15 protein-coding genes are annotated in these 15,837 nt (G+C 74.9%); 11 read left to right on the top strand and 4 right to left on the bottom strand.

Going from position 1 to position 15,837, the window contains the following annotated elements:
- Positions 1-1,233, bottom strand: a 1,233-nt coding sequence (locus tag ACFT41_RS30480; RefSeq protein ID WP_377614073.1) for a hypothetical protein, incomplete at its 3' end; no start/stop codon positions are given.
- A 366-nt stretch (positions 1,234-1,599) separates the two neighbouring features.
- Here ACFT41_RS30480 and ACFT41_RS30485 point away from each other — a divergent pair.
- The 3 genes from ACFT41_RS30485 (at position 1,600) to ACFT41_RS30495 (ending at position 4,715) form a co-directional block, all read left to right on the top strand.
- The gene (locus ACFT41_RS30485) at positions 1,600-2,841 is read left to right on the top strand and encodes a D-alanyl-D-alanine carboxypeptidase family protein (RefSeq protein ID WP_377614074.1); all 1,242 of its coding nucleotides are present in this window, start codon (positions 1,600-1,602) and stop codon (positions 2,839-2,841) included.
- Between the two features lie 122 nt (positions 2,842-2,963).
- Entirely contained in the window at positions 2,964-3,776 is an 813-nt protein-coding gene (locus ACFT41_RS30490; RefSeq protein WP_377589378.1) for a peptidylprolyl isomerase, read from the top strand.
- Positions 3,777-3,863: 87 nt separating this feature from the next.
- Positions 3,864-4,715 carry a M15 family metallopeptidase gene (locus tag ACFT41_RS30495; protein ID WP_377589379.1) on the top strand — a complete coding sequence of 284 codons (852 nt, stop codon included), beginning with the start codon at positions 3,864-3,866 and terminating at the stop codon, positions 4,713-4,715.
- 12 nt (positions 4,716-4,727) lie between these two features.
- Here the strand turns inward: ACFT41_RS30495 and ACFT41_RS30500 are convergent, their stop codons facing one another.
- A complete protein-coding gene (locus ACFT41_RS30500) occupies positions 4,728-5,519 on the bottom strand; it encodes an alpha/beta hydrolase (RefSeq protein WP_377589380.1) in 792 nt (263 codons plus the stop codon).
- A 95-nt stretch (positions 5,520-5,614) separates the two neighbouring features.
- On the opposite strand from ACFT41_RS30500, the gene ACFT41_RS30505 reads away from it, so the two are divergent.
- Both ACFT41_RS30505 and ACFT41_RS30510 read left to right on the top strand, forming a co-directional pair.
- Positions 5,615-6,013: a hypothetical protein gene (locus tag ACFT41_RS30505; RefSeq protein WP_377589381.1), complete on the top strand. Its 399-nt coding sequence runs from the start codon at positions 5,615-5,617 to the stop codon at positions 6,011-6,013.
- A 124-nt stretch (positions 6,014-6,137) separates the two neighbouring features.
- Complete coding sequence (locus tag ACFT41_RS30510) at positions 6,138-7,103, top strand: helix-turn-helix domain-containing protein (protein WP_377589382.1); 966 nt, start codon at positions 6,138-6,140, stop codon at positions 7,101-7,103.
- Between the two features lie 75 nt (positions 7,104-7,178).
- On the opposite strand, the gene ACFT41_RS30515 is transcribed toward ACFT41_RS30510, so the two are convergent.
- Positions 7,179-11,012, bottom strand: coding sequence for a S8 family serine peptidase (locus ACFT41_RS30515; protein ID WP_377589383.1), 3,834 nt, complete (start codon positions 11,010-11,012; stop codon positions 7,179-7,181).
- A gap of 282 nt (positions 11,013-11,294) precedes the next feature.
- On the opposite strand from ACFT41_RS30515, the gene ACFT41_RS30520 reads away from it, so the two are divergent.
- On the top strand, positions 11,295-12,494 hold the full coding sequence (locus ACFT41_RS30520) for an RtcB family protein (protein WP_377589384.1): 1,200 nt from the start codon (positions 11,295-11,297) through the stop codon (positions 12,492-12,494).
- 27 nt (positions 12,495-12,521) lie between these two features.
- On the opposite strand, the gene smpB is transcribed toward ACFT41_RS30520, so the two are convergent.
- Positions 12,522-13,010, bottom strand: a complete 489-nt coding sequence (gene smpB / locus ACFT41_RS30525) for an SsrA-binding protein SmpB (protein ID WP_377589385.1) — start codon at positions 13,008-13,010, stop codon at positions 12,522-12,524.
- Between the two features lie 104 nt (positions 13,011-13,114).
- On the opposite strand from smpB, the gene ACFT41_RS30530 reads away from it, so the two are divergent.
- The 5 genes from ACFT41_RS30530 (at position 13,115) to ACFT41_RS30550 (ending at position 15,833) form a co-directional block, all read left to right on the top strand.
- Entirely contained in the window at positions 13,115-13,663 is a 549-nt protein-coding gene (locus ACFT41_RS30530; RefSeq protein WP_377589386.1) for an RNA 2'-phosphotransferase, read from the top strand.
- A gap of 161 nt (positions 13,664-13,824) precedes the next feature.
- Positions 13,825-14,040, top strand: coding sequence for a hypothetical protein (locus ACFT41_RS30535; protein WP_377589387.1), 216 nt, complete (start codon positions 13,825-13,827; stop codon positions 14,038-14,040).
- Between the two features lie 56 nt (positions 14,041-14,096).
- Positions 14,097-14,510 carry a type II toxin-antitoxin system Phd/YefM family antitoxin gene (locus tag ACFT41_RS30540; RefSeq protein WP_377589388.1) on the top strand — a complete coding sequence of 138 codons (414 nt, stop codon included), beginning with the start codon at positions 14,097-14,099 and terminating at the stop codon, positions 14,508-14,510.
- A 145-nt stretch (positions 14,511-14,655) separates the two neighbouring features.
- Entirely contained in the window at positions 14,656-15,222 is a 567-nt protein-coding gene (locus tag ACFT41_RS30545; RefSeq protein WP_377589389.1) for a GNAT family N-acetyltransferase, read from the top strand.
- 8 nt (positions 15,223-15,230) lie between these two features.
- Complete coding sequence (locus ACFT41_RS30550) at positions 15,231-15,833, top strand: carbon-nitrogen hydrolase family protein (protein WP_377614075.1); 603 nt, start codon at positions 15,231-15,233, stop codon at positions 15,831-15,833.
- The last annotated feature ends 4 nt before the right edge of the window (positions 15,834-15,837 follow it).

The raw sequence follows: 15,837 nt of genomic DNA on the forward strand, positions 1-15,837 counted from the left end.
CTCTCCTCGTCGGCAGCGGCAGTTGTGTAGCCGAGAGTGGTTCAGGCCGCAGGTGGCGAGGTCCAGGCGCGGGTCGGGGCGCTGCCCGGTGACCCGGCCGATGTCGGTGGCGATCCGGTTGAGCACCGCCACCCGCTTGTCCTTCAGCGGGCCCAGGATGGCGTTCTGGACGAAGTTCGGGCCGCCCTCCGGCCGGACCGCGAGGCCGGCGAGGCGGGCGTTGGCCTCGGCGATCTGCTGGTCGAGCTGGTTCAGCTCGTTCTGCACCTGCCCGGCGGCGGCAGCGGGCACGGCGCCCAGTTGATTGCGCACGTTCGGGCAGTTCACCGTCTGCGCCACCCCGGCGTTGCCGCCGTTGTTGCCGTTGCCCGCGTTGCCGTTGTTGCCTGCGTTGTTGCCCGCGCCCGCGTTGCCGTTGTTGCCCGCATTGCCGTTGCCGTTGTTGCCGCCGGCCGCGTTGCCCGCTCCGGCGGCGTTGAGGCCGCAGGTGGCGAGGCTGGACAGGTCGGGGCGCTGCCCGCCGGCCCGGGCGATGTTGATCGCGATCCGGTCGAGCACGGCGACCCGCTTGCTCTTCAGCGGGCCGAGGATGGCGTTGTTGACGAAGTTCGGTCCGCCCTCGGGCTTCACGGCGAGCTGGGCGAGGCGGGCGTTCGCGGCGGCGATCTCCCGGTCCAGGTTGGCCAGCTCCTGCTGGACCCCCGCTGCGGCGCCGGCCGGCACGGCCGGCAGCTGGCTGCGTACGTCCGGGCAGTTCACGGTCTGCGCGCCCCCGGCCGCGACCGTCCCGTTGTTGCCCGCGCTGTTGTTGCCCGCGTTGGCGTTGTTGCCGGTGGCCGCGCCGTTGCGTAGCGCGCAGGTGGCGAGCGCGTCCAGGCCGGCCGGGGCGGTGCCGCCGACCCGGGTGATGTTCAGCCGGATCCGGTCGAGCACGGCCCGGCGCTTGCCGGCGATGTCGTTGAGTTGGCCGGCCGCGGCGCCCGGCTCGCGGGCCAGCCGGGCGTTGACGTTGGCGATCTGCGTCTCCAGGTTGCGCAGCTCCTGGTCCACGCCCGCCTTGGCGGCCGCCGGCACCGTGCCCAGCTTGTCGGCCACGGTCGGACAGGTGACCGACACCGCCGTCGTGTTCTCGTCGGCGGAAGCCAGCGACAGCCCGGCACCGAGCACCAGTGCCGCGAAGGCACCGACCCCGCCGAGCTTCAGGACGGCATTCTTTCGCGTGTGCCTGACCATGCACCTCTCCTTGTCCTGACCGCCGCAGCGTCCGGCGTCAATTTCCGTACGCGTCGTCGGCGGTGTGCCGTGACGATTGAAAAAAACCGGAAACCGGCCGGTGGGAACGGCGTCACACCCGTTCCCGGAATGGTTCCGGACGGTTCCACGGACAGGCGGGGACATCGTGACCGCCCCGGCATGGCGGTCGCGGACGCCCCGTTTTCCTTCGTCGGTCAGTACGGATCTTCGGCGGCGATCGTTCAACCCTTTCCCCGACGAATTTTCGCCGCCCGCCGTCCCGTCCCCCCGGCCGAACGCGAGAGCAGCCCGCTTCTCGCGCCGGTTCGTCGGACAATGACCGGTCGCACCGTTAGGGTGCAGGGCATGGGAGTTCCGGTGCTGGCCCTGGCCGCCGCGGTCGTCCTCGGCACGTCCGGGGCAGCCGCCCCGGCCCACGCCGGCCCGACCGGTCGGGCCGCTGCCGCGCCCGGTGCCCCGGTGCCGTGTCCCCGGGCGCAGGCGCCGCAGGTGGAGCGCTCCGCGCGGCCTACGCCCCCGCCGTCGGTGCCGCTGCAGCAGGCGGTGGGCGGGGTGGCGCTGGCCACCCCGGCCCTCGTCGCGCCGGCCGGCGCGTCCGCGCCGCCGGCGGTCACCGCCACCTCCTGGCTGGTCGCCGACCTGGACACCGGGGCGGTGCTCGGCGGCTGCGGCCCGCACGAGTACGCCACTCCGGCCAGCGTGCAGAAGCTCCTGCTGACCGCCACCGCGCTGCCGAAGCTGGACCCGAAGCGGATGGTCACGGTGACCCACGAGGACCTGGACATCGCCCCCGGCAGCTCGGCCGTCGGCCTGCTGGAGGACGGCCGCTACACCGTCGAGACCGTCTTCCTGGGGCTGCTGCTGCAATCCGGCAACGAGGCGGCCAACGTGCTGGCCCGGCTCGTCGGCGGGCCCGACGGGGCGGCCGGCGGGGTGCGGGCGATGAACGCCGAGGCCCGCCGCCTCGGCGCCCTCCAGACCCACGCGGTGACCCCGTCCGGCCTGGACGGCCCCGGCCAGTTCACCAGCGCGTACGACCTGGCGCTGATCGCCCGGGCCTGCTTCGCCGACCCCACCTTCCGCCGGTACGCGCTGACCGAACAGACTCGGATCCCCGACCAGCCCGCGCTGCGCCAGAAGGGCTTCCAGATCCAGAACGAGAACCAGCTCATCTACCGCTACCCGGGCGCCCTGGGCGGCAAGACCGGCTTCACCGACTACGCCCGGCACACCTACGTCGGCGCGGCGCAGCGCGGCGGCCGGCGGCTCGTGGTGACCCTGCTCGGTGCCGAGCCCCGGCCGATGCGTGGCTGGGAGCAGGGCGCCGCGCTGTTGGACTGGGGTTTCTCGCTGCCCCGGGACGCCTCGGTGGGCCGCCTCGTCGCGCCGGGGGAGACGGCCGCCAACGGTGCGCCCGTGGCCTCCCCGACGGCCGGCGCGGCGGTGACCCCCGAGCCCCGCGCGGTGGCCGCCCACCGGGTCGCCCCGCCGGGCTGGGCGGCGTCCTGGCCGTTCGTCGCCGCAGCTGCCGCCGTGGTCGGTCTGCTCGCCGCCGTTCTCCTGCACCGTCGCCGACGCCGGGCCTGAGGCGGGCCGGCACACCGGCGAGCATCGGGAACCCGACCGGGGTGTGTGTCGCCGTCGACAGGAGGACGGCCCGATCCATAGACTGCGATCTTTCTGGAGTCACGAGCCCAGGAGGACGTCACGTGTCGAGGTCATCCCGCCGGCAGCCGGCCCCGCCGGCCCCGGCCCGTTCCCGCAGGGCACCGGCGCTGTCCCGGCTCGCCGGTGCCGCGCTGCTCGCCACCGCCCTGGTCGGTGGCAGCGGCGTCGCCGCCGTCGCCGCGCCGCCGTCCGCTCCCGTGGACGCCCCGGCCGGGGTGCCGCCACAGGCGACCCCCGGCCCGTGCGCCTACACGGAGACCCCGGAGGAGCCGCCGGCCCGGCCCGTCCCGCTGCCGCCCGACCCCCGTTGGACGCCCGACCGCGGCACCGTGCGGGTCACGCTGCGTACCAACCAGGGTCCGATCGGGCTGACCCTCGACCGTGAGCAGGCCCCCTGCACCGTGCAGAGCTTCCTGCACCTGGCCCGGCACCGGTTCTACGACCGGACGTCGTGCCACCGGCTCACCGCGTACCCGACGCTGAGCGTGCTCCAGTGCGGCGACCCGTCGGGCACCGGCGAGGGCGGGCCGGGCTACCGGTACGCCGACGAGCTGCCCACCGACCTGCCGCCCGCCCCGACGGACCCGACGGGCGAGCGCCGCGTCTACGCCCGGGGCCTGCTCGCCATGGCCAACGCCGGCCCCGACACCAACGGCAGCCAGTTCTTCCTGGTGTACGCGGATTCGGCGCTGCGCCCGAACTACACCGTCTTCGGCGAGGTCGACGCCGCCGGCCTGGCCACCCTGGACCGGATCGCCGCCGGTGGGATCGCCCCCACGGCCGAGGACCCGGCCCCGGTCGACGGCGCGCCCGCGCTGCCGGTGCAGATCCGCCGAGCGGTACGCGGGCGCTGACCCCGGGCACCGGCCACCGGTATGCGGCCGCCACCGGGTTCCGGCCGGTTGCCGCATACCGGCCGCAATGCTGCTAGAACGGTGGGTATGAGACGGCGGCGCGGGGCGGAGCGGTCCACCCGCGCCGCCGCCGTGCCGGTCGCGGCCGCCGTGGCCGTCGCCGCGCTGCTGCCGGGCTGCCCCGCGCCGGAGCGTTCCGCGCCGACCCCGTCCGCCCCGGCCACCCCGACGCCCGCCGAGTCGCGGGCCCCGGCCGGGTTCGTCGACCTGTCCGACGTGGACCCGACCGTCGCCGCCGACATCCGGTACGCGACCGCCCACAACTTCGTCGGCCGGCCGATCACCGGCTACCGGGAGCCGCTGTGCCTGCTCACCCGGCAAGCCGCCGACGCGCTGCGCCGGGTGCAGCAGGCCGCCCGTGCCACCGGCCACCGCCTCAAGGTGTACGACTGCTACCGGCCCCGACGCGCCGTGGACGACTTCGTCGACTGGGCGGGGCGGCCCGGCGAGGAGCGGATGAAGGCCGAGTTCTACCCCGACGTGGCCAAGACGCGGCTGTTCGCCGACGGCTACCTCGGCGCGCCCACCGCCCACAGCCGGGGCAGCACCGTCGACGTGACCCTCGTCCCCGACCCGCCGCCCGACCAACCCCCGTACACGTCCGGCGCGCCGCTGGTCGCGTGCACCGCCCCGGTGGGGGAGCGCTACGCGGACAACGGTGTCGACATGGGCACCGGCTTCGACTGCTTCGACCCGCGCGCCCACACCGCCGACCGCCGGATCACCGGCGTCGCCCGGGACAATCGTGAGCTGCTGAAACGGCTGATGGTCGGCGGCGGCTTCACCAACTATCCGCGCGAATGGTGGCACTACCGGTACGCCGACGAGCCGTACCCCGACACGTACTTCGACTTTCCGGTGGCCCGCTCGTCGCTGTGACCCGCCCGGCCGTCACGGGGCCGGTTCGGCGGGGGCGCGCAGCGGCAGCCAGGCCAGCACGTCGGAGATCTTCTTGTCCCAGTACGCCCAGTCGTGGTCGCCGGGGGAGAAGTCGACGGTCAACGGCACGCCGCGCCGCCGCGCCGTCTCGACGAACCGGGTGTTGTCGTCGAACAGGAAGTCCTCGGTGCCGCAGGTGACGTAGAGGGCCGGCAGGTCGCCGCCGGCGCGTTCCAGCAGCGCCACCGTGTCGTCGTCGCTGCCGGGCACCGCCCGGTCGCCGAAGACGGTGTGCCACACCGCCGGGTCCATCGGATGGGTCGGGTGGTGCTGCCGGTGGGCGACGTCGAGCGCCCCCGACAGGCTCGCCGCCGCCGCGAACCGGCCCGGATCGCGCAGCGCCCACTTCACCGCGCCGTATCCGCCCATCGACAGGCCGGCGACGAAGGTGTCCTCCCGCCGGTCGGACAGCCGGAAGAACGACCGGCAGACCTCGGGCAGTTCCTCCGTGAGGAACGTCCAGTACCGGTTGCCGTGCTCCTCGTCGGCGTAGAAGCTGCGCCCCGCCTGCGGCATCACCACGGCCAAACCGAGCGGCGCGACATATCGTTCGATGGAGGTGCGCCGGGTCCAGATCGTGTCGTCGTCGCTGAGGCCGTGCAGCAGGTACAGCACGGGCGGGTCGCCGGCCGGCGCGCCGCCGGCCAGCCCGATCCCGGAACCGGCCGGGTCCGGCAGGAGCACGGTCATCGAGGTGGCCATGCCCAACGCCTCGGAGTGGAAGTTGCAGCGGATCAACGCCATGGGCGTGAATGCTACGCGCCGGGGGTAGCTGCACGGTTTACCAGGCTGTAACGTCCGCGCTGCTGGATCCGTCACAGAGAAGTGGGAGTTCAGTGATGACCGACGCGTCGACGGCGCTGGGCGTGCGCCTCTACCCCGACCTGGTCGAGCTGGGCGGGCTCGCGTCCGCGCTGGCCCTGACCGCCACCCGGTGCCAGGTCGACGTGGGCCGCATCAGCGCCCCCGAGCAGGGGCGGGGCCGGTTCACGTGCGCCGAGCTGCGCTCCGAGCGGGGGACGATAGCCGTGGGGCTGGGGTCCCAGGCCCGCTACTTCATGATCGACATCTCGGGCGCGGACGGGTGCCGGGCCGACGGCGACACCACCGACCTGGAGCAGGTCGTGCGGATCGCCGATGCCTGGCGCGGCGGGTCGAGCCTCGGCGAGCTCCGCGCCCGCTTCGCGTTCCTCGACCACGTCTCCGAGCCGGTCGGCGAGGGCGCGGCCCGCGCCTGACGGCCCGCCCCCCGCGTCGTGTGATGCCGGGAGCGCTCCCTTGACGAGGCGGGGACGCGCTCGGCGAGAATCGGGCCGCCGTTGGGCGACGGGCCGGCGTGCGGGCGCGGAGACATGGGGTCACATGCTGGGTGCGTTTGGTCTGGACGAGCACGACGAACGCGTCTACCTGGCCCTGGTCGCGGACGGGCCGGCGACGGTGGGCGAGCTGGCGCGGCGGCTGACCCTCGGGCCCGCTGTCGCCGACCGGGCGGTCAGGACGCTGGAGCGGCACGGCCTCGTGCACACCGCCGACGACCGGGTCGACGCGACGCCACCGGAACTCGCCGTGGACTCGCTGCTGATCCAGCGGATGCGCGAGCTCCAGGAGGCCCGCACCGAGCTGCGCGACTGGCTGCAACGCCAGCGGTCGGCCCAGCCGGAGCACCAGGGCGTGCAGTTCGTGGTGGGTCCCGCCGCGATCACGCAGGCGTTCGACCGCTTCCTGCACGGGGCGCAGGAGGAGGTGCTGGGCTTCGAGCGGCCCCCGTACACGGCGTCGTCGCAGGACAATCCGACCGAGCTGGAGTTGCTCGCCCGGGGCGTACGGTTCCGGGTGGTGTACGACCGGCGGGCGCTGGAACGGCCGGACGCGGCCGGGCACGTGGGCCGGTTCGTGGCGGCCGGCGAGCAGGCACGGGTGGCGCTGGACGTGCCGGCGAAGCTGGCGGTGGCCGACCGTCGGGTGGCGCTGCTGTCGTTCCCCCGGCCCGACGACACGGTGGACCCGTGGGCGCTGGTGGTGCGCGGCGAGGCGTGGGTGCAGGTGCTGGTGGCCCTGTTCACGGAGGTGTGGGAGCGGGCGACGCCGCTGCGGCTGGCCCCGGCGGCGGACGTGCTCGCCGACCTGGACCGCGCGACGATGCCGACGCCGACCGACCGCCGGCTGCTGTCGCTGATGATGGGCGGCCTGCCGGACAAGGCGGTCGCCTCCCAGGTGGGCATGTCGGTGCGGACGGTGCAGCGGCGGCTGCGCCAGCTGATGGACGCCACCGGCAGCGCGACCCGGATGCAGCTGGGCTGGTTCGTGGCCCGCAACGAGTGGCTCTGAACGAGGGGCCCGCAACGGGTGGCGCTGAGCGACCCGGGTCCGGCGACCGTCAGCCGCCGGACCCGGGCCGCCGGCCTACGCCGCCGGGGTCACCGTGAGGGTGACCTTCACCGGCGTGCCCGGCTTGGTGACGCTGTCGCTGACCACCAGCACCGTGGCCACGTACGTCCCCGGGGCCAGGCCGGTGGTGTCGACGGTCAGCGTCAGGGTGCCCTTACGTCCCGCCTCGATCGTGCCGCCCTTCGTGGCCGACAGCCACGGCACGTCACGGTATGCCGGCAGGCCGCCGTCGACGTGGTAGACCTTCGCCTGGAAGGGCCGCCAGGGGGCCTGCGCCACCAGCCACAGGTCGCCGTTGTCGTCGATGTCGAGGCCGGCGCCGCTGATCGGGTTCGGGTCGGGGTCGGGGATCGAGCCGAGGATCGCGCAGCTGTCCGGGTCCATCGCCCAGATCGCCTCGGTGTCGTCGCCGTTGATCCCCCACAGCACGTTCTTCTTCTCGTTGTACGCCAGGCCGGAGATCCACGGGACGCTCGGCACGCACTCGCCGAGCACCGCGCCCGGCTGAGCCTGCGACAGGCCGGCCAGCCGCTGGATCCGGCCGTCGCCGGCCAGGAAGAACGTGTCGTCGGCGGCCCGGTAGGCCAGGCCGTAGTAGTACTTGCCCGTCCACGGGCCGGTGATCCGCTCCGTCACCTCCAGAGTGTCCGGGTCGAAGCAGACGATGGGCAGCTCGCCCGAGATGGACAGGCTCGGCCCGCACATCAGGTCCCGGGACGCGACGTACGTCAGGTCGGACGGGTAGCCGTTCATCCCCACGACGCCCTTGCCCCGGTCGGCGCCGTCGGTGGTGAACCGCTGCACCTGCCCCCAGAAGTAGGAGTCCGTGACGACCAGTTCCCCGTCACGGTTGCCCACCCCGTACGCGTTGTACAGGTCGGTCAGCGGGAACGAGGTGAGCACCTGCCCCGGCACGCCGGTCGGGGCCGTCGCCGAGTCGATCTCGCGGCTGTCCCAGGTGCCGGTGGCCGACCCCCGGTTCTCCAGGGTCACCGTGGCGGTGGCCGTCGTACCGGCCCGCGCCTTCACCGACACCCCGCCGCGCGCGGTCAGCAGCGGCGTACGCAGCTTCGCGTCGTGCCGCAGCACCGCCGTCTCCGGCACGGTCACCCGCTGTTCCGTGGCGACGTAGCGACCCTTCTCCGGCGTCACGGTCGCCGCGCCGGCGGTCACCTCGGCGGAGTAGAAGCCGGCCGCGTCGGTGCTCGCGGCCACGGGCGGACCGTCGTCCGGCACCAGCCGCACGCTCGCCCCGGCCACGGGCTTGCGGTCGTTGGCGTCCCGGACGGTGCCCCGGACCAGGCCCCGGCCGGGCACCCGGAACGTGACGGCGACCCGGGGGTCGAGCACGGCCTCGTCGAGCGAGTACGTCAGCGCGCTGCCGCCGGGGCCGGCGGCGATGCCGACCGTGGCCGAGCCGCCCCGCTGCGCGTCGAGCTTGTGGTGCACGACGGTGACCCGGCCGTCCTCGCCGAGGGCGAGTTGGAAGCTCACCCGGGCACCCGGGGCGGCCTTGACGGCGGCGTCGACCCAGCTCACCGTGAACCGCCGGTTCGGCGCGCTGCCGGTGGTGCGGGTGACCACCCGGGACTTCTTGTCCAGGACCAGGTCGTCCCAGTGGGCGTAGACCGCCGGGGCGGGCACCTTCGGGCTGGGCAGGGCCGTGTTGTCCCCGTCGCCGGTGTCGCCGAACGCCACATAGCCGTTGCTGTGCACGGTGACGGCGGCGTACGTCCGGCCGTAGAAGGTCATCGGGAACGGCAGCGGGACCGCCCGGTGCGCCTCGTCGCCGCGCAGCGCGAGGGTGCCGCCGCCGGTGAGCCACTTCGCCGGGGCGACGCCGGCGGCGTACCCGTGCCGGTCGGTCTTGGCGGCGAGCGCGACGTCGACGACCTCGGGCCCGTCGACGGTCACCGGGACGGTCCGGTCGGCCAGCCAGGTGCCGCGGGTGACCCGCACCTGGTAGTCGGCCTCGGGCCAGGCGCCGGCGAACGCGCCGTCGGCCCCGGCGACGAACGCGGGGAAGTCGGTGCCGAGCAGCGCGACCTTCGCCCCGGGGACCGGCTTGCCGGACGGGTCGGTGACGGTGCCGCTGACCGGGTGCCACGGGGCGGACTCGGACACGTCGACGCTGACGGCGGCCGTGCCGTCGGCGGGGACGGTGACCGTCCGGCGCTGGGTGCGCTGGCCGAAGGCGCTGACGGTGAGGGCGTAGTCGCCGGCCGGCACCCGGCCGAGCTGGATCTCGCCGGAGGAGTCGGTGCGCCCGCCCCGGCTGATCGTGGCCGAGGTCAGGCTGACCGTCGCGCCGGGCAGGCCCCACCCCGACCGGGTCGCGGTCACCGCGACGCCGCCGAGCGCGCCGGCCGGGGCGGTGCTGACCAGCGCGTACGCGTCGAGGGTGCCCTCGCCGTAGACGTTGTTGTCGGCGGTGGTGCCGCCGCACTGGTCGTCGTCCCGGTCGTGCGCGGTGCGGTCCAGCAGCTCGCGGGTGGTGGCGACGTCGCGGCGCAGGTTCGGCACCGCCGACCACAGCAGCGCGATCGCGCCGGCGACGTGTGGCGCGGCCATCGACGTGCCGCTGGCCGACCCGTACCCGCCGCCGGGCAGGCTGGAGACCACGTCGACGCCGGGGGCGGCGATGTCCGGCCGGGTCGCGCCGTCGCGCGCGGCGCCCCGGCTGGAGAAGTAGCCGGCCGCGCCGTCGCGGTCGACCGCACCGACCGCGTACGCCAGCGGGCTGGTGCTCGGGTAGCCGGCGGTGTTGCAGCCGCCCTCGCCCTCGTTGCCGACGGAGAAGACCGGGAAGATGCCGGCGGCCAGCCAGGTCGACAGGATCTCCTCGTAGAAGTGGTAGCCGTCGTCGAGGCCGCCCCAGGAGTTGTTGACGATGTCGGGCGACAGCTCCGGCCGGGGGTCGTTGCCGTCGCGGTCGGTCGGCGCGACCATCCACTGCCCGGCGGCGAGCAGGGCCGTCTCGGAGCAGCGGTCGGCCTCGCAGCCCTTCGCGGCGATCCACGTCGCGCCGGGCGCGACGCCGATGGGTCGGCCCGTGCCGTCGTCGCCGAGCACCGTGCCGGTGGTGTGCGTGCCGTGGCCGTAGTTGTCGCAGGGCTGCTTCGCCGCGCCGCAGATGCCCGTCGGGTCGTACCAGTTGTGATCGTGGTCGAAGGTGCCGTCGCCGTTGCTGCCTCGGTACTGGCGCACCAGCGCCGGGTGGTCGAAGTCCACCCCGGAGTCGATGCTGCCGACGACGACGCCCTGCCCGGTCACGCCGAACTCGTCCCACACCCTGCCCGCGCCGACCTGGGTGAGGTTCCAGGGCAGCGCGGCGGCGTCGGCGGCCCCGGCCGGGGAGATCGGGTCCTCCAGCACGGCCTGCGCCACGGGCGTGACGGCGGCGACGTCGGCGCGGCCGGCCAGCTCGGTGGCCAGGTCGAGACCGCCGGTCACGGCGATCACGTTCGCGATCCAGTACGGGGTGTGCGCGGCCCCGCGCCGGTGCAGCAGCGACCGTACGTCCCGCTGGCTGCGCTCGGCGTGCGCGACCTTGGCCTCGTAGACCAGCCTGGTGCGGGCGGTACGGCCGGCCCGGCCGCCGGCCTTGCGCTGCGCCCGGTCGAGCGCGCTCTCGTCGAGCTCCGCCTCGCCGGCGAGCTGCACCATGAAGGGCACCTCGGCGCCGGCCGCGAGCTGCCGCAGCAGGCTGCCGTCCAGCTTGCGCGACGGGTCGGCCGACTGGGCGGCCGGCGGTGCGGCGCCGGCCTGGGCCGGCAGCGCCAGCAGCGCGGTGAGCACCGCCGTCGCTGCGGCGAGCCAGCGTCGCCGGCCGTGTCTCCTCGTTGACATCGAGCTTTCCTCCTCCGGCCCGCACCCCACGGGTCGGGGCGGGGCTGCGGCCGATTCTGGGCGGCCACGCGGGGGCCGGGGAGGTCCCGGAGCTGGCGCAGAACGTACATGGCGGATCTCCGCCACCTTTGTGAACGGTGACGACACGCGGCCGGGCCGGGTCGCGCCGCGCCGTCACACACCCGCAACGCGATGGTGATCACCTCGCGGCGGTCGCCGATTATCCGTTGCCTGTCGTTCCGCCCCCGGCCTACCTTTCCTCATCCGACGAGGAGAGACATGATGGCTTTCACCCCGCTGTACGGCACCCGGGCACCTGTGCGGGTCTGGACCGACCCGTACGCGATCGAGCCGCAGGCCGCCCAGCAGCTGCGCAACATCGGCGCCCTGCCGTGGGTCGAGGGCGTCGCCGTCATGCCCGACGTCCACTTCGGCAAGGGCGCCACCGTCGGTTCGGTGATCGCCATGCGGCAGGCGGTCTCCCCGGCCGCCGTCGGCGTGGACATCGGCTGCGGCATGTCGGCCGTGCGCACCTCGCTCACCGCCGCCGACCTGCCCGACGACCTCGCCGGGCTGCGGTCGGCGATCGAGGCCGCCATCCCGGTCGGCTTCGCCAAGCGCGAGAACCCGATCGACCCGCGCCGGGTGCGGGGGCTGGAGCAGCGCGGCTGGGCCGACTTCTGGGCGCGCTTCGGCACCCTCGACAAGCGGGTGGCCCAGCTGGAGACCCGCGCCCAGCAGCAGCTGGGCACCCTCGGCGGCGGCAACCACTTCATCGAGGTCTGCCTGGAATCCGGCGGCCCCGACGCCGGCCGGGTCTGGCTGATGCTGCACTCCGGGTCGCGCAACATCGGCAAGGAGCTGGCGGAGCGGCACATGAGCGTCGCGCGGCGGCTGCCGCACAACGCCGGGCTGCCCGACCGGGACCTCGCGGTCTTCCTCGCCGGCACCCCGGAGATGGACGCCTACCGCCGGGACCTGTGGTGGGCGCAGGAGTACGCCCGGCGCAACCGCGCGGTGCTGCTGGCCCTGCTCTGCGGGGTGGTCCGCGACGCATTCGGGCAGGTCGGCTTCGACGAGCCGATCAGCTGCCACCACAACTACGTCGCCGAGGAGACCTACGGCGGGGTGGACGTGCTGGTCACCCGCAAGGGCGCGATCCGGGCCGGCGCCGGGGACCTGGGCATCATCCCCGGGTCGATGGGCACCGGGTCGTACATCGTGCGCGGCAAGGGCAACCCCGACGCGTACTGCTCCGCCTCGCACGGGGCGGGGCGGCGGATGTCACGCGGGCAGGCGAAGCGGACGTACAGCACCGCCGACCTGGCGGCGCAGACCGCCGGGGTGGAGTGCCGCAAGGACGCCGGGGTGATCGACGAGATCCCGGCCGCGTACAAGGACATCACGCAGGTGATGGCGCAGCAGGAGGACCTGGTCGAGGTGGTCGCCCACCTCAAGCAGGTGGTCTGCGTGAAGGGCTGAGCGGGGTCGCCGCCGGGGCGGTGGTGCCTACCGGCGGCGGCCCCGGGCCCCCTTGAGGCGGCGGCCCAGCTCCCGGGCGATCTCCCGCTTGGCGTCGCGCTCGGCGAGGGCCTGCCGCTTGTCGTACGACCGCCTGCCCCGGGCCAGCCCCAGCTCCACCTTCGCCCAGCCGTTGGAGAAGTACAGCGACAGCGGCACGAGCGTCAGCCCGCCCTCGCGTACCCGGTCGAGGATCCGGTCGATCTCGATGCGGCGCAGCAGCAGCTTGCGGGTGCGGCGGGGCTGGTGGTTGGTCCAGCTGCCGAAGCCGTACTCGGCGATGTGCAGGCCGTGCAGCATCAGTTCGCCGTCGTGCTCCTGGGCGAAGGCGTCGACCAGGGAGACGTGCCCGGCGCGCAGCGACTTCACCTCGGTGCCGGCGAGCACCAGCCCCGCCTCGTACGTCTTGAGGATGTCGTAGTCGTGGCGGGCCTTCTTGTTCGACGCGACGAGGGTGCGTCCGGTCTCCCTGGGCACGGTCGGCCTCCCGCTGGTGGTTGCGTCCCGACGGGCGAGAGGCTAGCAGCCGCCCGCCCGGGAATCGGGTGGAGCCGCGCGGCGGCGACGGCCACAATGCCGCCATGGACCATCGGACCATGGTCAAGCTGAGCAAGCGGATGTCGAAGGCGCTGCGGCACGAGCCGGACCGCCTCGGCCTCACGCCGGACCGGGCCGGCTGGGTGCCGGTGGCCGCCCTGCTCGCCGCCCTGCGGGTGGGGCGGCCCGAGCTCGACGCGGTCGTGGCCGGCAACGACAAGCAGCGCTTCGCGGTGCAACGCGGCCCCGACGGGGTCGAGCGGATCCGCGCCAACCAGGGCCACTCGATCCCCGTCGAGCTGGGGCTGCCGCCGGTCGAGCCGCCCGCACGCCTCTACCACGGCACCGGCGCCGCTGCCCTCGACTCGATCCGGGCCACCGGGCTGCACCGGGGCGGCCGGCACCACGTACACCTGTCGGCCGACGTCGAGACGGCCCGTCGGGTCGGCGCGCGGCGCGGCGGCCCGGTCGTGGTGCTCACCGTCGACGCGGCGGCGATGGCCCGCGACGGGCACGTGTTCCACCGCAGCGCCAACGGCGTCTGGCTGACCGCCGAGGTCCCCGCCCGGTATCTGAGCCCGCCCGGTATCTGAGCCCGCCCGGTATCTGAGCCCGCCCGGTATCTGAGCCCGCCCGGTATCTGAGCCCGGCCGGTTGGGGGGCACCCCGCATCACCGCCGCGCCATTGAAACGCTTCCGTCCGTTGCCGCAAGATCGACGGCACCGGGGGAGACGACAGTGACGGGGACGCTCAGTGGCGAAGGCGGCCGACGTGGGGCGCGCGGCGCGTGACCTGCGGCTGGTGGTGGCCGTGCACGCGGTCTCCACGTACGGCAGCTACCGCCGCATCCGCCTGATGATCGGCGCGGACGTGCTCGCCGACAGCGGCGCCCGCCGCCGGCGGGCCTGCCCCGGCGACCCCGGCCTGCCCGACCCGGTCGACGACATCCTCGTCCGGGTGGCCGGGTAGACCCCGACCGGCCACCGTGGACGGTTTTTGTCATACCCCGGTCGCAGTATGGAGTCATGGCTGCTCCCGCACTGGCTCACGAGCCCACCCCGCCGCGTGCCCTGTCGCTGCGCGAGATCCGCACCCGGCTGACCCAGCTCATCGCGATGGCCGAGCTGACCGACACGGTCACCCTGGTCACCCGCGACGGCGACCCCCGCCCGATCGCCGCGATCGTGCCCGCCTCTGCCGCCCGCACGGCGGCGCAGGCGCGGGCCGACGCCGACCGCCTCGCCACGGTGACCGCGGGCTGGGCCCGCCGCCTCGAAGAGTCCCACCGGCAGAGCAGCCGGCGGCACGCCGCCGAGCTGCGCGCCGTCACCGAGGCGCTCGCCGAGGTCTGGGCCGAGCTCGATCGCCGGGTCGCCCCCGGCAGCGACCCGGCCCTGGCCCGGCTCCGCGCCGCCCACGCCGACCTGCTGCGCGACTGACCCCGCTGCCGGGTGCGCTCGGCCCGGTGGCCCGAGCGCCGGTGCCGACGTCCGGCCGGCCGGTTCGGGCGGGCCGGGTGTGACGGCGTGGCCGGGGTGTGGTCTGCTGGACCGGTCCGCCCACCCCGCGCCCCCGGGAGGCCCGGTGTTCGCTCGCCCCCTGACCGCCGACGCCGAGCTGCGTCCGCTGGAGCCGTGGCGGGCCGAGGAGTTCCTCGGCCACCTCGACCGGGCCCGCGAGCACATCGCGCCCTGGGTGGGGCCGTCGTTCGTGGCCACCGACCTCGCGTCCGCGCGGGCCGTCCTGCAACGCTATGCCGACGCGCGCGCACGCGACGCCGGCGGGATCTGGGGCATCTGGCTCACGGGCCCGGCCCCGCAGGAGCCGACGCTGGTCGGCGGGGTCATGTTCGTCTCGTTCGACACCGCGCTCAGGGTGTGCGAGGCGGGCTGCTGGCTGGAGCCGGCCGCGCAGGGGCGGGGCCTGATCACCCGCGCCGCCGGCCTGATCGTCGACTGGGCGGTGCGGGAGCGGGGCATCCACCGGGTCGAGTGGCAGACGAACTCGCGCAACACCCGCAGCATCGCCGTCGCCCGCCGGCTGGGCATGCGCCGCGACGGCACGCTGCGCCAGGCGGCCCCCGGGCCGGGCGGGCGCGTCGACATCGACGTCTGGTCGGTCCTCGCCGACGAGTGGCAGCGACCGGCCTGAGGCGCACGGTGACGACGACGGGCGACACAGCCGGCATCGGCTTGCGGGATCGCCTCCCGGGCCACGAGCACTCCCCGGCACGGCAGCCGCTGCGGGTCGCCGCCGCCCAGATCGAGGCCGTCGGCGGCGACCTGGCCGGCAACGCCGCCACGCACGTCGCCGCGATCGCCGCGGCGGCCACCCGGGGCGCGCGCCTGGTCGTCTTCCCCGAGCTGTCGCTCTGCGGCTACGACTATCCGCTGCTCACCGCCGACGTCGCCCGGTGCGAGGTCGAGCCGGGCGATCCCGTCCTGCGCACGGTGGGCGGGGCCTGCCGGGCGCACGCGGTGACCGCCGTCGTCGGCGGCTGCGCCCGGCGCGCCGACGGCTGGACCATCGCCGCGTTCGTCGTCGGCCCCGACGGCACGGTCGCCGCCACCTACCACAAGCGGCACCTCGACGCCGACGAGCGCGTGGTGTTCGTCGCCGGCCACACCGACACGATGGTGCAGATCGGGGGCTGGCGGCTCGGCCTCGGCGTCTGCTACCAGAATGCGGGCCAGTGCTCCGGCCTTCAGGCCGGGGGTGAAGGCCCGTGCTGGGAGGGCCGTCAGGCCCGAGCAGTGCTTTGACCGG

The sequence above is a fragment of the Micromonospora sp. NPDC057141 genome, from assembly GCF_042670805.1.
GTDB lineage: Bacteria > Actinomycetota > Actinomycetes > Mycobacteriales > Micromonosporaceae > Micromonospora.

What these genes read in the sequence shown, in the direction of transcription:
- ACFT41_RS30485 (WP_377614074.1), top strand. Translation starts at nt 1,600, where the DNA reads ATGGGAGTTCCGGTGCTGGCCCTGGCCGCCGCGGTCGTCCTCGGCACG.
- ACFT41_RS30495 (WP_377589379.1), top strand. Translation starts at nt 3,864, where the DNA reads ATGAGACGGCGGCGCGGGGCGGAGCGGTCCACCCGCGCCGCCGCCGTG.
- ACFT41_RS30500 (WP_377589380.1), bottom strand. Translation starts at nt 5,519, where the DNA reads ATGGCGTTGATCCGCTGCAACTTCCACTCCGAGGCGTTGGGCATGGCC.
- ACFT41_RS30505 (WP_377589381.1), top strand. Translation starts at nt 5,615, where the DNA reads ATGACCGACGCGTCGACGGCGCTGGGCGTGCGCCTCTACCCCGACCTG.
- ACFT41_RS30510 (WP_377589382.1), top strand. Translation starts at nt 6,138, where the DNA reads ATGCTGGGTGCGTTTGGTCTGGACGAGCACGACGAACGCGTCTACCTG.
- ACFT41_RS30515 (WP_377589383.1), bottom strand. Translation starts at nt 11,012, where the DNA reads ATGTCAACGAGGAGACACGGCCGGCGACGCTGGCTCGCCGCAGCGACG.
- ACFT41_RS30520 (WP_377589384.1), top strand. Translation starts at nt 11,295, where the DNA reads ATGGCTTTCACCCCGCTGTACGGCACCCGGGCACCTGTGCGGGTCTGG.
- ACFT41_RS30530 (WP_377589386.1), top strand. Translation starts at nt 13,115, where the DNA reads ATGGACCATCGGACCATGGTCAAGCTGAGCAAGCGGATGTCGAAGGCG.
- ACFT41_RS30540 (WP_377589388.1), top strand. Translation starts at nt 14,097, where the DNA reads ATGGCTGCTCCCGCACTGGCTCACGAGCCCACCCCGCCGCGTGCCCTG.